This window comes from Pseudomonas mandelii (assembly GCF_900106065.1).
Lineage (GTDB): Bacteria > Pseudomonadota > Gammaproteobacteria > Pseudomonadales > Pseudomonadaceae > Aquipseudomonas > Aquipseudomonas mandelii.
This window is the reverse complement of sequence record NZ_LT629796.1, coordinates 3,325,989-3,340,340: the sequence shown is the minus strand read 5'-3', so window position 1 is coordinate 3,340,340 and position 14,352 is coordinate 3,325,989. Positions and strand designations below refer to the sequence as shown.

General features: G+C 59.3%; 11 protein-coding genes. 9 read left to right on the top strand and 2 right to left on the bottom strand.

What is annotated here, in order from left to right; translation table 11 throughout:
* Nucleotides 1-229: 229 nt before the first annotated feature.
* The 8 genes from panB (at nucleotide 230) to BLU63_RS15300 (ending at nucleotide 11,067) form a co-directional block, all read left to right on the top strand.
* A complete protein-coding gene (panB, locus tag BLU63_RS15335; RefSeq protein WP_010467597.1) occupies nucleotides 230-1,030 on the top strand; it encodes a 3-methyl-2-oxobutanoate hydroxymethyltransferase in 801 nt (266 codons plus the stop codon).
* A complete protein-coding gene (panC, locus tag BLU63_RS15330) occupies nucleotides 1,027-1,887 on the top strand; it encodes a pantoate--beta-alanine ligase (protein ID WP_083375737.1) in 861 nt (286 codons plus the stop codon). The genes panB and panC overlap by 4 nt, the downstream gene beginning before the upstream one ends.
* Before the next feature lie 194 nt (nucleotides 1,888-2,081).
* The gene (gene panD / locus BLU63_RS15325) at nucleotides 2,082-2,462 is read left to right on the top strand and encodes an aspartate 1-decarboxylase (RefSeq protein ID WP_003228271.1); all 381 of its coding nucleotides are present in this window, start codon (nucleotides 2,082-2,084) and stop codon (nucleotides 2,460-2,462) included.
* A 225-nt stretch (nucleotides 2,463-2,687) separates the two neighbouring features.
* Nucleotides 2,688-4,352 carry a glucose-6-phosphate isomerase gene (gene pgi / locus BLU63_RS15320; protein ID WP_010467595.1) on the top strand — a complete coding sequence of 555 codons (1,665 nt, stop codon included), beginning with the start codon at nucleotides 2,688-2,690 and terminating at the stop codon, nucleotides 4,350-4,352.
* A 230-nt stretch (nucleotides 4,353-4,582) separates the two neighbouring features.
* Entirely contained in the window at nucleotides 4,583-6,520 is a 1,938-nt protein-coding gene (gene acs, locus BLU63_RS15315) for an acetate--CoA ligase (RefSeq protein WP_010467593.1), read from the top strand.
* A gap of 175 nt (nucleotides 6,521-6,695) precedes the next feature.
* Complete coding sequence (locus BLU63_RS15310; RefSeq protein ID WP_010467591.1) at nucleotides 6,696-7,712, top strand: class I SAM-dependent rRNA methyltransferase; 1,017 nt, start codon at nucleotides 6,696-6,698, stop codon at nucleotides 7,710-7,712.
* A 104-nt stretch (nucleotides 7,713-7,816) separates the two neighbouring features.
* Nucleotides 7,817-10,771: a DUF748 domain-containing protein gene (locus BLU63_RS15305; RefSeq protein WP_083375736.1), complete on the top strand. Its 2,955-nt coding sequence runs from the start codon at nucleotides 7,817-7,819 to the stop codon at nucleotides 10,769-10,771.
* Entirely contained in the window at nucleotides 10,771-11,067 is a 297-nt protein-coding gene (locus tag BLU63_RS15300) for a DUF2845 domain-containing protein (RefSeq protein ID WP_083375735.1), read from the top strand. Before BLU63_RS15305 ends, BLU63_RS15300 begins: the two co-directional genes overlap by 1 nt.
* Nucleotides 11,068-11,352: 285 nt before the next feature.
* Here BLU63_RS15300 and BLU63_RS15295 read toward each other — a convergent pair whose 3' ends face one another.
* Nucleotides 11,353-11,706: a BON domain-containing protein gene (locus BLU63_RS15295; protein ID WP_010467586.1), complete on the bottom strand. Its 354-nt coding sequence runs from the start codon at nucleotides 11,704-11,706 to the stop codon at nucleotides 11,353-11,355.
* 312 nt (nucleotides 11,707-12,018) lie between these two features.
* The gene (locus BLU63_RS15290) at nucleotides 12,019-12,426 is read right to left on the bottom strand and encodes a pilin (protein WP_010467585.1); all 408 of its coding nucleotides are present in this window, start codon (nucleotides 12,424-12,426) and stop codon (nucleotides 12,019-12,021) included.
* Between the two features lie 225 nt (nucleotides 12,427-12,651).
* Between BLU63_RS15290 and pilB the strand changes: the two genes are divergently transcribed.
* On the top strand, nucleotides 12,652-14,352 hold the full coding sequence (pilB, locus tag BLU63_RS15285) for a type IV-A pilus assembly ATPase PilB (RefSeq protein ID WP_083375734.1): 1,701 nt from the start codon (nucleotides 12,652-12,654) through the stop codon (nucleotides 14,350-14,352).

Below are 14,352 nucleotides of genomic sequence, written 5' to 3'. Positions count from 1 at the left end.
AATCGCATCAGTTACCCCGGTAACACCCCCCGCGTAACAACGCGGTAACACATGCAATTGACTTCCCGAGTTCTCCTCACGACTATAGGCGTCCCGCTGCCGCCAACACGGCGTTGAAGGGCGCAATCCAGGCCTTAAAAGCACGACATCAGAGCGTGCGCCTGTATTTAACGAAGAATCACGCGCGTTACTCGCAGTAGTTTCCAAGCGCCTGAATGAGGAACTTTTCATGCCAGCCATCACCCTGACCACTCTGCAAGGTTTGAAGCAAAAAGGTGAAAAAATCACCATGCTGACCTGCTATGACGCGACCTTCGCCCACGCCTGCAATCAGGCTGGCGTCGAAGTGCTGCTGGTGGGCGACTCCCTCGGCATGGTTTTGCAAGGTCACGACAGCACCCTGCCGGTGACCACCGCGGAAATGGCTTACCACGTGGCAGCCGTCAAACGCGGCAACGCCGATGCGCTGATCCTCGCCGACCTGCCGTTCATGGCCTACGCCACCACCGAACAAGCCATGAGCAACAGCGCCCTGTTGATGCAGGCCGGTGCGCACATGGTCAAGGTTGAAGGCGCATTGTGGCTCGCCGACTCGATCCGCCTGCTGGCCGAACGAGGCATCCCTGTGTGCGCGCACATGGGCCTGACACCGCAATCGGTGAACATGCTGGGCGGTTACAAAGTCCAGGGCCGCAGCGAGAACCAGGCGCGACAGATGCGCGCCGACGCCATCGCGCTGGAACAGGCCGGTGCCGCCATGCTGTTGCTTGAGTGCGTACCGAGCGAATTGGCCCAGGAAATTACCCAGGCAGTGGGCATTCCGGTGATCGGCATCGGTGCCGGCAGTGACACCGATGGCCAGGTCCTGGTCCTGCACGACATGCTCGGCCTGTCCATTACCGGTCGCGTACCTAAATTCGTAAAGAACTTCATGAACGGCCAGACCAGCATTCACGCAGCTCTGAGCGCCTACGTCAGTGAAGTCAAAGCCGCCTCTTTCCCTGGGATCGAACACGGATTCTCTGCATGAACACCGTAAAAACAGTACGCGAACTCCGGGCCGCCGTGGCCCGTGCCCGCAGCGAAGGCAAGCGCATCGGCTTCGTGCCGACCATGGGCAACCTGCACAGCGGTCATGTCGCGCTGATTACCAAAGCGACCCAACGGGCGGATTTCGTAGTCGCCAGCATTTTCGTCAACCCGCTGCAATTCGGCGCCGGCGAAGACCTCGACAAGTACCCGCGGACCCTGGCGGCTGACCAGGAGAAACTGCTCCAGGCCGGTTGCCACTTGCTGTTCGCGCCCACCGTCGAAGAAATGTACCCCGACGGCATGGCCGGCCAGACCCGCGTCAGCGTCCCGCAACTCTCCGAAGGCCTGTGCGGCGCCAGCCGTCCCGGGCATTTCGAAGGTGTCGCGACGGTCGTCAGCAAGCTGTTCAACATGGTCCAGCCGGACCTGGCGGTCTTCGGCCAGAAAGATTTCCAGCAACTGGCGGTGATCAAATCCCTGGTCCATGACCTGAACATGCCAGTGCAGATCATTGGCGAACCGACCGTTCGGGCAGCCGATGGCCTGGCGCTGTCGTCGCGCAATGGTTTCCTCAGCGAAGAGCAGCGCGCCATTGCGCCGGTGGTGTATCGCGGCCTGTGCCAGATTGCCGAGGCGATCAAACAGGGCGAGCGGGATTTCCCGGCGCTGATCGACGCACAGATCAAGCAGCTTGAAGCAGCCGGGTTGCGCCCCGATTACCTGGAGATTCGTCACGCGCAAACCTTGCGCCCAGCGACTCCGGAAGATCGGGACCTGGTGATATTGGTTGCGGCGTTCCTGGGCACCACACGGTTGATCGACAACCTGCACCTGAACCTCGACGCCCCCGCCTAAGCACCGCCCCCCCTGTAGGAGCGAAGCTTGCTCGCGAAGAGGCTGTCACACTCGACATTTGTGTCGACTGATACGCCGCGTTCGCGAGCAAGCTTCGCTCCGACAGAAAATTGCGTGGCTTCGCTCCCTTATTGCTGCCTTTTATGCCTTCGGGCAAACTGCCCGCCGTTCGATTCCGACCTGGGAAAACACTCATGCACGCCATCATGCTCAAAGCCAAGCTGCATCGCGCCGAAGTCACTCACGCCGTACTCGATTACGAAGGTTCCTGCGCCATCGACGGCGAATGGCTGGACTTGTCCGGCATCCGTGAGTACGAACAGATCCAGATTTATAACGTCGACAACGGCGAACGCTTCACCACCTACGCGATTCGTGGCGAAGAAGGCTCGCGGATGATCTCGGTCAACGGTGCTGCCGCGCACAAGGCCAAGGTCGGTGACCGTGTGATCATCTGCGCCTACGCCCATTACAGCGAAGCCGAGCTGCTCAACTTCAAACCGCGCATGCTTTACATGGCGCCGGGCAATGAACTGAGCCACACCAGCAATGCCATTCCGGTTCAGGTCGCCTGATCGAACCGACGCCCCTCCCGTTTGTCGAACCGTTCCCTGCTTTGTGTATAAAAAAGTACCGGGAACGTGTTAGACAAAGTCAAGACAGATCGCAGCGCGAGGTTTACTGTATTCGCCCTGTGTCATTGAAATCGTGTCGACGCAGTTGACCGGACGCCTGCCTACGGCGCGCCGGGATTTTCAGTGTTCAAAAAAGCCGTTCAAGTAAAAAGGAAACCCGCAGCGATGGCGTACTACCGCACTCCTCACGACGTGACCGCTCTGCCCGCCTGGCAAGCGTTGAATGACCACCGCCAAGCCATGCAGGATTTCAGCATGCGCGAGGCCTTCAATGCCGATCCGCAGCGTTTTACTCAATTCACCCTCAGCAGCTGCGGCCTGTTTCTCGATTACTCGAAGAATCTGATCAACGCCGAGACCCGCAATCTGCTGGTGGGCCTGGCCAATGAAGTCGACCTCAAGGGCGCGATCAAATCGCTGTTCGACGGCGAAATCGTCAACTCGTCGGAAGGTCGTCCAGCCCTGCACACCGCACTGCGTCGCCCGGTTGGCGACAAGCTGTCGGTGAATGGCGTCAACGTGATGCCAGAAGTGCACAAAGTGCTGAACCAGATCACCGACCTCGTCGGCCGCATCCATGACGGTCTGTGGCGTGGCTACACCGAGAAGCCGATCACTGACGTGGTGAACATCGGCATCGGTGGCTCGTTCCTCGGCCCTGAGCTGGTGTCTGAAGCGCTGCTGTCCTACGCCCAGAAAGGCGTGCGTTGCCATTACCTGGCGAACATCGATGGCAGTGAGTTCCACGAACTGACCATGAAGCTGCGCGCTGAAACCACGCTGTTCATCGTGTCGTCGAAATCCTTCAACACCCTCGAAACCCTGAAAAATGCCCAGGCCGCTCGCGCCTGGTACCTGGCTCAGGGCGGTTCGGAAGCCGAGCTGTATCGTCACTTCATCGCCGTATCCAGCAACAACGCGGCGGCCGTGGCGTTCGGTATCCGCGAAGAAAACATCTTCCCGATGTGGGACTGGGTCGGCGGCCGTTACTCGCTGTGGTCGGCCATCGGTTTGCCAATCGCACTGGCCATCGGCATGTCGAACTTCAAGGAACTGCTGTCCGGTGCCTACACCATGGACCAGCATTTCCAGAGCGCGCCATTCGAACAGAACATGCCGGTGCTGCTGGCGTTGCTCGGCGTGTGGTACGGCAACTTCTGGGGTGCGCAAAGCCACGCGATCCTGCCTTACGACCACTACCTGCGCAACATCACCAAGCACTTGCAACAGCTGGACATGGAATCCAACGGCAAGAGCGTGCGCCAAGACGGTACGCCAGTGTCCACCGATACCGGCCCGGTGATCTGGGGTGGCGTGGGTTGCAACGGTCAGCACGCGTATCACCAGTTGCTGCACCAAGGCACCCAACTGATTCCGGCCGACTTCATCGTGCCGATTGTCAGCTTCAACCCGGTCTCCGACCACCACCAGTGGCTGTACGCCAACTGCCTGTCGCAAAGCCAGGCTCTGATGCTCGGCAAGACCCTTGTCGAAGCCGAAGCCGAACTGCGTGACAAAGGCATGAGCGAAGAAGACGTGCATAAAATCGCGCCGCACAAGGTGATCCCGGGCAACCGTCCGAGCAACACCCTCGTGGTCGAGCGCATCAGCCCCCGTCGTCTCGGTGCGCTGGTGGCGATGTACGAACACAAAGTCTTCGTGCAAAGCGTGGTCTGGGGCATCAATGCCTTCGACCAGTGGGGCGTGGAGCTGGGCAAGGAGCTGGGCAAAGGCGTCTACAACCGCCTGGTCGGCAGCGAAGAATCCCCGGCTGACGATGCTTCCACCCAAGGCCTGATCAACTACTTCCGCGGTCGTCACCGCGGTTGATCTGACGCCTGCCCACAGGGTTTGTGCCAAACACAAATGCTGTGGGCAACACCAATCCCTGTAGGAGTGAGCCTGCTCGCGATAGCGGTTTTTCAGTCAACATCGATGTTGACTGATCCACCGCTATCGCGAGCAGGCTCACTCCTACCGTTGTTTTGTGTCTGGCTTGAACCCTTTCGCTACTCGGCGCATCTTTATTACTTGTCGCAAAACAAGAATAAGGAACCGTCATGTTCGATATCAGCACGTTCCCCAAAGCCGATGCCGTCCGCCGGGCTGCACACTTGAGTCAAGACGACTACCACCGCCTCTACCGTCAATCCATCGAGCACCCCAGTGAGTTCTGGGCCGAGCAGGCCACCCGCTTTCTCGACTGGAGCACGCCGTGGGACACCGTCCAGCGCTATAACCTGAAGACCGGCGAGGCCAGCTGGTTTGCCGGTGGCAAGTTGAACGTCAGTTACAACTGCATCGACCGTCACCTGGAAAAACGCGGCGATCAGATCGCCATCCTCTGGGAAGGCGACGACCCCGCCGAATCCGCGCAGATCACCTACAAGAAACTCCATCACAACGTCTGTCGCCTGGCCAACGTGCTCAAAAGCCGTGGCGTGAAAAAGGGTGACCGCGTGTGCATCTACATGCCGATGATTCCCGAAGCGGCCTACGCCATGCTCGCCTGTACGCGGATTGGCGCGGTGCATTCGGTGGTGTTCGGCGGCTTCTCTCCAGACTCTGTGCGCGACCGGATTCTCGACGCCGATTGCCGCACGGTGATCACCGCCGATGAAGGCGTGCGCGGCGGCAAATTCGTGCCGCTCAAGCAGAAGGTCGACGAGGCACTGCAAAGTTGCCCGAACGTCAGCACCGTCATCGTCGTCGAGCGCACCCAAGGCAAAGTGGACTGGGTTGAAGGTCGCGATCTCTGGTATCACCAGGCGCTACGCGACGTCAGCGACGATTGCCCGCCAGAGCCCATGGACGCCGAAGACCCGCTGTTCATCCTCTACACCTCCGGCAGCACCGGCAAACCCAAAGGCGTACTGCACACCACCGGCGGCTATCTGCTGCAAGCGGCGATGACCTTCAAGTACGTACTCGACTACCGCGATGGTGAAGTCTTCTGGTGCACCGCCGACGTCGGCTGGGTCACCGGCCACAGTTACATCGTCTATGGCCCGCTGGCCAACGGCGCGACCACGCTGATCTTCGAAGGCGTGCCAAGTTACCCGAACAGTTCGCGCTTCTGGCAGGTGATCGACAAACACCACGTCAACATTTTCTACACCGCCCCGACTGCGCTGCGCTCGCTGATGCGTGAAGGCCCCGAGCCGTTGAAGGACACTTCTCGCCAGAGCCTCAGATTACTCGGCAGCGTCGGTGAGCCGATCAACCCGGAGGCGTGGGACTGGTACTTCAACGTCGTCGGCGAACAGCGTTGTCCGATCGTCGACACCTGGTGGCAGACCGAAACCGGCGGCATCATGCTCAGCCCGCTGGTCAGCGCGCAACGGATCAAGCCCGGCTGCGCCACCCAACCGATGTTCGGCGTGCAACCGGTGCTGCTGGATGAAACGGGCAAGGAAATCAAAGGCGCCGGCAGCGGCGTGCTGGCGATCAAATCCAGCTGGCCGGCGCAGATCCGCAGCGTCTATGGCGACCCGCAACGGATGGTCGACACCTACTTCAAGCCCTACCCCGGCTACTACTTCACCGGCGACGGCGCGCGGCGTGATGAGGATGGCGATTACTGGATCACCGGGCGCATCGACGACGTGATCAACGTCTCCGGGCACCGCATCGGCACTGCCGAGGTAGAAAGCGCGCTGGTGCTGCACGACAGCATCGCCGAGGCCGCCGTGGTCGGTTATCCCCACGACCTCAAGGGCCAGGGCATCTATGCCTTCGTCACGCCCATGAACGGCACCGAGGCCAATGACGAACTGAAGAAGGAATTGCTGGCTCACGTCAGCAAGGAGATTGGCAGTTTCGCCAAACCGGACTTGATCCAATGGGCCCCGGCCTTGCCGAAAACCCGTTCGGGCAAGATCATGCGGCGCATCCTGCGCAAGATCGCGTGCAACGAACTGGACAGTCTGGGGGACACCTCGACACTGGCCGATCCAAGCGTGGTGCAGGGGCTGATCGACAAACGTCTGAACCAGTAACGCACCTGACAGCATCGCGAGCAGGCTCGCTCCCACATTGGCTTTGTGCGAAACGCAAAACGCTCAGCCAACAATTAGCTCTGTGGGAGCGAGCCTGCTCGCGATGGCAACACCTCGACTTCCCGCCAATGCTGTTAAACTCCCGCGCCAAATTCCCTCCTGCAAGGCGCACAGCATGTCTTCCTTGAATCAGGCGCTGCGCGCCGCCCTCGATCATCGCCAGGACCTGCTCGCCGAGCTGCATCAGCAAGGCACCGATTGCTATCGCCTGTTCCACGGCAGCCAGGAAGGCGCCGGCGGCCTGACCATCGACCGCTACGGCCCGCAACTGCTGGTACAAAGCTTCCACCAGGCGCTGGAACGTGACGCACTGCTGCAACTGCACGAGACCGTCAATCAACACCTGGGCCTCGATACGCTGCTGGTCTACAACGACCGTTCCAGGGGCAACTCGCGTATCGACCGCGAAGACACCGTCTACCGCGCCGACGAGGCAGCCCTGCAAGACTTGATCGGCCACGAATGGGGCCTGAACTACCGGGTTCGCGGCCGTCATGCCGGCCAGGATCCACTGCTGTTTCTCGACCTGCGCAACACGCGCGGCTGGGTCAAGGAGCACAGCAAAAACAAAAGCGTGCTCAACCTGTTCGCCTACACCTGTGGTGTCGGCCTGAGTGCTGCGGCCGGCGGGGCAAGTGAGGTGTGCAACCTGGATTTCGCCGAGGGCAATCTGGCGGTCGGCCGCGAGAACGGTCTGCTCAATCCGCAATTGCCGGCCATGGAATTCATCCAGTCCGATTACTTCCCGGCCATCCGCCAACTGGCGGGGCTGCCGATCAGTCAGCGACGCGGGCAGAAACTGCCGAGTTACACGCGTCTCGACCAGCGTCAGTACGACCTGGTGCTGCTCGATCCACCCGCCTGGGCCAAGAGCGCGTTCGGCACGGTCGACCTGCTGCGCGACTACCAGAGCCTGCTCAAACCCGCGCTGCTGACCACCGCCGAGAACGGCGTGCTGATCTGCTGCAACAACCTGGCAAAGGTCAGCATGGACGATTGGCGCGAGCAGGTTTTACGTTGCGCAGAGAAGGCCGGGCGGCCTGTGCGTGAGTGGACGGTGATGAAACCGGGCGGTGATTTCCCGTCGATGGATCAACAGCCGCCGCTGAAGACGTTGATTCTGCAACTCTGATCACGCAGGAAATTTCCTACGCAAATTTCTGAAAAACCAGAAGAGTGCGTTCACTTCGGAACCGGAATCGCGTGCCATACTCCAACGCACTCCGATTCAGACAGATGAAGCCACACATGCCCAAAGGATTGATTCGCGCTATTGGCGCATTGTTGACTGCTCTGGCCCTTTATAGCCTGCTGGGGTTTCTGATTTTGCCGGGCATCGCGTTGCGGGTCGCCAACCAGCAATTGGCCAATTACGCCACGATGCCCGCGACGATTTCCCGGATCGAGCTCAACCCCTTCAGCCTGGAAGTGACCCTCTGGGGCCTGGTCATCGGCGAGCCGGGCAAAGAACAGGTCGGTTTCGAACGCCTGTACGCCAACCTGCAGATCGACAGCCTGTGGACCAAGGCGCTGCACCTGTCCGATATCGAAATGGACAAACCCAAGACCGAAATCCTTTTCGGCAAGGACGGCAAGCTCAATCTGCTGGGCCTGTTCAAGATCCCCGCCAGCGAACCGACCCCGGCCGACCCGGATGCCAAGCCGTTCCCGTTGCGTATCGAGCGGATCAAACTGGCGGGCGGCAATGTGCACTTTCAGGATTTGCGCCCCAGCGAACCCATCGAATTCCTCTACGACAAACTCGACTTCGAGCTGAAGAACCTCAGCACCCTGCCCGAAGACAGTGCCGACATGACGTTGGTAGCCATCGGCCCGGGCGGTGGGCAGCTCGACTGGACCGGTAACTTCAGCCTGATCCCGATTGCCTCCGAAGGTAAGCTCAAGATCACCGACGGCAAGATGAAAGCCTTCTGGCCCTATGTGCGTGACGCGTTGCCCCTGGTGCTCGAAGACGGTGTCGTCAACCTGAGCACTGACTACAAGCTCAACTTGTCCAAGGAAACCGAGCTTCTGCTGAGCAACGTCGCCGTCAGCGTCGCGCCATTTGCCATCAAGGCCCCGGACGGTCGACCACTGGCCAAACTCGAGCGCCTGGACATCAGTGAAACCACGGTGGACCTGGCCAAACAGCAAGTGGTGGTCGGAAAGATCCGTAGCAATAAACTGGAAACCTGGGCCGCCCTGGAAGCCGACGGACAACTCGACTGGCAGAAACTGTTCGCCAGCCAACCATCCAAAGCAGCGGTAAAAGCCAACGCCGAACCGGCGAAAACGCCGGCGGCAGCCGATTCGCCTGAAGCCGAACCCGCGCCACCGAGCAAGCCGTGGCAAGTGCTGCTCAAAGACGTGCAACTGCGCAATTACCAGGTTCATCTGGCCGACCGCAAGGCACAACCGGCCGTGGCCCTGGATGTCGGTCCGCTGAACCTCGATTTGCAGAATTTCGACAGCCTCAACGACTCGCCTTTCAACCTCAAGCTCGACACCGGCGTGGGCAAACAGGGCAAGCTTATGGCCGACGGCGTGGTCAATCTGGCACCGGTCAGCGCCAAACTGAATGTGCAAACCAAAGACATCGACCTGCGTGTCGCCCAGTCCTACATCAACCCGTTCATTCGCCTGGAGCTGCGCAGCGGCATGCTCGGCAGTGATCTGGCAGTCGATCTGAAAAGCACTGAGCCATTGGCATTCAGCGTCACCGGTAAAGCGCAGGTCGATCAACTGCACACCCTCGACACCCTCAAGACCCGCGACTTCCTCAAGTGGCAGCAGCTGGTGCTCGAAGGTCTGAACTATCAGCATGGCGACAGCCTGTCGATCGACAAGGTCAACCTGTTCCAGCCTTACGTGCGTTTCATGATCAACGATGACCGCACCACCAACATCGATGACCTGCTGATCCCGCAACCGGCCGACACCGCAGCTGCCAAGACAGCCGCCAGCAAACCCGCCAGCAAGGACAAACCGCTGGGCATCCACATTGGCGGCATTGCCATCAATGACGGTTCGGCGAACTTCGCCGACTTCAGCCTGACCCCGAACTTCGCCACGGCGGTGCAACAACTCAACGGTCAGATCGGCACCATCGACAGCCGTCAGGCGAAACCGGCCAGCGTCGATATCAAAGGCAAGGTCGACCGTTACGCGCCCGTGACCATCAAGGGTTCGGTCAACCCGTTCGACCCGATGGCCAGCCTCGACATCGCCACCAGTTTCAAACGTGTGGAACTGACCACGCTGACGCCCTACTCCGGCAAGTTCGCCGGGTACCGCATCCGCAAGGGCCGGCTCAATCTCGACCTGCACTACATCATCGTCAAGGGCCAGCTCAAGGCCGAAAACAAAGTGGTGGTCGAGCAACTGCAATTGGGTGAAAAAGTCGACAGTCCGGACGCTGTGAGCCTGCCGCTGAAACTGGCGATCGCGTTGCTCAAAGACGTCGACGGCAAGATTTCAATTGAGCTGCCGGTGACCGGCGACCTGAACAACCCGCAGTTCAGCGTCATGCCGATTGTCTGGCAGACCCTGCGCAACCTGATCGTCAAGGCGGCTGCCGCACCATTCAAAATGATAGGCGGGCTGGTCAGTGGCGGGGGTTCAGAAGATTTGGGCACTGTCTCGTTTGCGCCGGGCTCCAGTGAGCTGAGCAAGGACGCCGAGGGTTCGTTGATCAAACTGTCCCAGGCCCTCAAGGAACGCCCTGCCCTGCGCCTGGAAATCGAAGGCACCGCAGCCGCCAGCAGCGACGGTCCGCTGATTGCCGAGCAACGGCTTGAGCGCGAATACCAGTACAACTACTACAAAATGCTCCAGCGACGCGGTGACAAGGTTCCGGCCCAGGCTTCATTGCTGCAAGTGCCGGACGGCGAGAAAGGTCCGTTGCTGGAAGGGATCTACCGCACGCGCCTGAAGACCCAGCCACCGGCTGAGTGGAAGGATCTGGGCAAGGAAGAACGCACCGCAAAAATGCGCGCAGACGTGATCAAATTCTGGAGCACCAGCGACGTGTTGCTGCGCCAACTGGGTCAGGAACGCGCCAGCAGCATCAAGGATTACCTGGTGGACAAGGCCCAGATGGCCGATGACCGTGTCTACTTCATCGACGCCCAACTGGGCGAGGCGGAAAGTGACGGTCGGGTGGTAACGCCGATGCACCTGGATGCCGAGTGATGATCAGACAAGTGTTGATCAGCCTGACCCTGGCGCTGGCGGCCAGTCAGGCCTCGGCGGCCGATACCCTGCGCTGTGGCAGTCAGTTGGTCAGCGTCGGGGACAGGTCCAGCGAAGTGCTGCAGAAGTGCGGTGAACCGGTCAGCCGCGATCTGCTGGGCTACAAGCGCAGCGCCAACCGACGGGAAGAGTTTCAGGTCGAGGAATGGACCTACGGGCCCAATGGCGGGATGTATCAATACCTGCGGTTTGAAGGTAATCGACTGAAACAGATCACCAGCAAGCGCGGTAACTGAACCTCCGATCCGGAGTGGTTACATCACAAAATGTGGGAGCGAGCCTGCTCGCGATAGCGGTGTGTCATACAGCATTGATGTTGGCTGACACACCGCTATCGCGAGCAGGCTCACTCCCACATTGGTTTGTGCGACGCCCACAATAGAACAGGCCCCCGACACGAATGTCGGAGGCCTGTAATGGCCACATCCTTGTGGCCTTTCGCATGAACTCTCCAGATGCGGCTGGCGTATTGCTCGGCCCGCCTGCCGCGCCTTCTCCCAGTCCAGGCGAGAAGTCTTGCCTTACTCGGCTTTCAGGCCGTCAGCGGAGACCGCCTGGACGCCTTTGATTTTCTTGGCGATGGCCACGGCGGTGGTTTTCTGTGCTTCAGTCACTGCAACAGTGGACGACAGGGAAACAACACCTTTGTTGGTCTCAACCTTGATGTCGGTACCAGGAATGCCTTTTTCGGTTACCAGGTCTGCTTTGACTTTGGTGGTGATCCAGGTATCGGAGGTAGCTTCTTTGGCTTGGGTCACTTCACCGGCGGCCAGGACCATTGGAGCCTGAGTCGCTTGGGTTTGAGCGAATGCAGCGTTGGCCATGGTCAGGGTCAGCGCGGTAGCAGTAGCGGCAGCGATAGCGAACTTCTTCATACGAGTAACTCCTGTTTTTCTAGAAAGTCTGCTGCGTGTCTTGTCAGCAGGGTTACTGGGTATATTGCGAACGCTGTGCCAACTTTGAGACAGCCAATAAATCCTTATAAAACAATAACTTATGAAAACACCTGATTTTCGGAATCATGCAAAATGCATGACTTTGTGATTCTCTACATGCAAGTTGCGGGTTTTGACGTGGGCCTAAGGCCATGAATTGTCGAGAATTTCTTTCTTTAACGCGTTTTTCCCTTCAATAGACAAAAAAATGCCCCGCCTCGTGAAAGGCGGGGCATTTGTTAACCGCGAGTATCAGACGCCTGTGCAGCCTTTAGGTGCGTACTCCTGAGCCACTGTGGTGGCGCAAGTCCAGCCAGTCAGAGAGCGCGTCAGGGTAATGGTTTTGCTCAAGACCGGACCTGGAGCGTTAAGGATCGTGCAACCGATGGTGCCGGTACCATCAGTCGCGACACCCGCTGCCGTGGTTGTGCAATTGGAAGTCGTGGCGGTTCCGCCCACTTTTGTCAGATCCGGATTGGTACCAGAGTTCATGAGGTCCTCAAACGGGACTTTCAACGCCGTGATCTCTGCCAGACCGGCCGTCACCTTGGCACGCGCTTGATACTTCGAATAAGCCGGCAACGCAAACGTCGCCAGAATCCCGATGATCGCCACCACGATCAGCAGTTCGATCAGGGTAAAACCTTTTTGAGTATTCATAGACAGGCTCCATGCATGAGTCGAAATCTCATGATCTGAATGAACTTCAGCACAGCCCGTGCCAAGCGCTGCGCCCCCAGTTGGCGGGGCGTGAAGCCAGGTCAGGGACCTTTCCTACCCCCAGGATCCGCACTATCTGACACTATTTGTCACCTGACGGCCGCTGGTTTGGCTCAGCGCCTTGACTAGGCTATAAGTCATGAACTGTCTGCGTCCGGTATCCCCATGAATGACATCGCCCTAAGCGGTCTGGCCAAGCAACTGGTCATGGCCGAACTGCTCACTGAGCAAAGCGCGCAACAGGCGTATCTGCATGCCCAACGCAGCAAAATCTCCCTGGTCAGTTACCTGGTGCAGAACAAGCTGGTGAAGAGCCGGCAGGTTGCCGAGATTGCCTCGGAGCATTTCGGCATGGCGCTGCTCGACCTCAATTGCCTGGACAAGGAAGCCCAGCCTCGAGGGTTGGTCAGCGAGAAACTGATCCGTCAGCACCACGCCCTGCCCCTCTGGCGCCGTGGCAACAAACTGTTCGTGGGGGTTTCCGACCCGACCAATCATCAAGCCATCAATGACATCCAGTTCAGCACCGGTCTGAACACCGAAGCCATTCTGGTAGAGGACGATAAGCTCGGCGATGCCATCGAGAAGTTCTTCGACAACCAAGCAACCGGCCTGGAAGACATGGCCGATGTTGACCTTGACGGGCTGGACATCGAGTCGGTCGACGACAACAAAAAAGACGCCATCGCCGGCCAGGATGCCGATGACGCGCCGGTGGTGCGCTTCGTCCACAAGATGTTGCTCGATGCGATCAAGAGTGGCTCTTCCGACCTGCATTTCGAGCCCTACGAAAAAACCTACCGGGTGCGGATGCGCACCGACGGCATGCTGCGAGAAGTCGCCAAGCCGCCGAGCCAACTGGCCAACCGCATTGCGGCGCGGCTGAAAGTCATGGCCAGCCTCGACATCTCCGAGCGGCGCAAACCCCAGGACGGACGGATCAAGATGCGCCTGTCCAAGACCAAGTCCATCGACTTCCGGGTCAACACCCTGCCGACCCTGTGGGGCGAGAAAGTGGTGATCCGGATCCTCGACCCGTCCAGCGCACAAATGGGTATCGACGCCCTCGGCTACGAGCCTGAACAGAAAGCCTTGTACATGGCTGCGCTGAAGCAGCCACAGGGCATGATCCTGGTCACCGGGCCGACCGGTTCGGGCAAGACCGTGTCGCTCTACACCGGGTTGAATATCCTCAACACCGTGGACATCAACATCTCCACCGCCGAAGACCCGGTGGAGATCAACATGGAAGGCATCAATCAGGTCAACGTCAATCCCAAGCAAGGGCTGGATTTCGCCCAGGCTCTGCGCTCGTTCCTGCGTCAGGACCCGGACGTGATCATGGTCGGTGAGATCCGCGACCTCGAAACCGCCGAAATCGCCATCAAGGCCGCCCAGACCGGGCACATGGTGCTTTCCACCCTGCACACCAACAGCGCCGCGGAAACCCTGACCCGCCTGCACAACATGGGCATTCAGGGCTTCAACATCGCCACCTCGGTCACCCTGATCATCGCTCAGCGGCTGGCGCGCAAACTGTGCAGCCATTGCAAGAAACCCATCGAGATTCCCCGCGAGGCGTTGCTCAAGGAAGGCTTCCCCGAGGAACGCATCGGCTCGTTCACGATCTATGAGCCGGTCGGTTGCGATCAGTGCAATGGCGGTTACAAGGGGCGAGTGGGGATTTATGAAGTGGTGAAAAACACACCGGACCTGCAACGGCTGATCATGGCCGAAGGCAATTCCCTGGAAATCGACATTCAGATGCGCAAGGACGGTTTTAATGACTTGCGCACCTCGGGCTTGATCAAGGCCATGCAAGGCGTCACCAGCCTTGAAGAAATCAACCGGGTCACCAAGGACTGA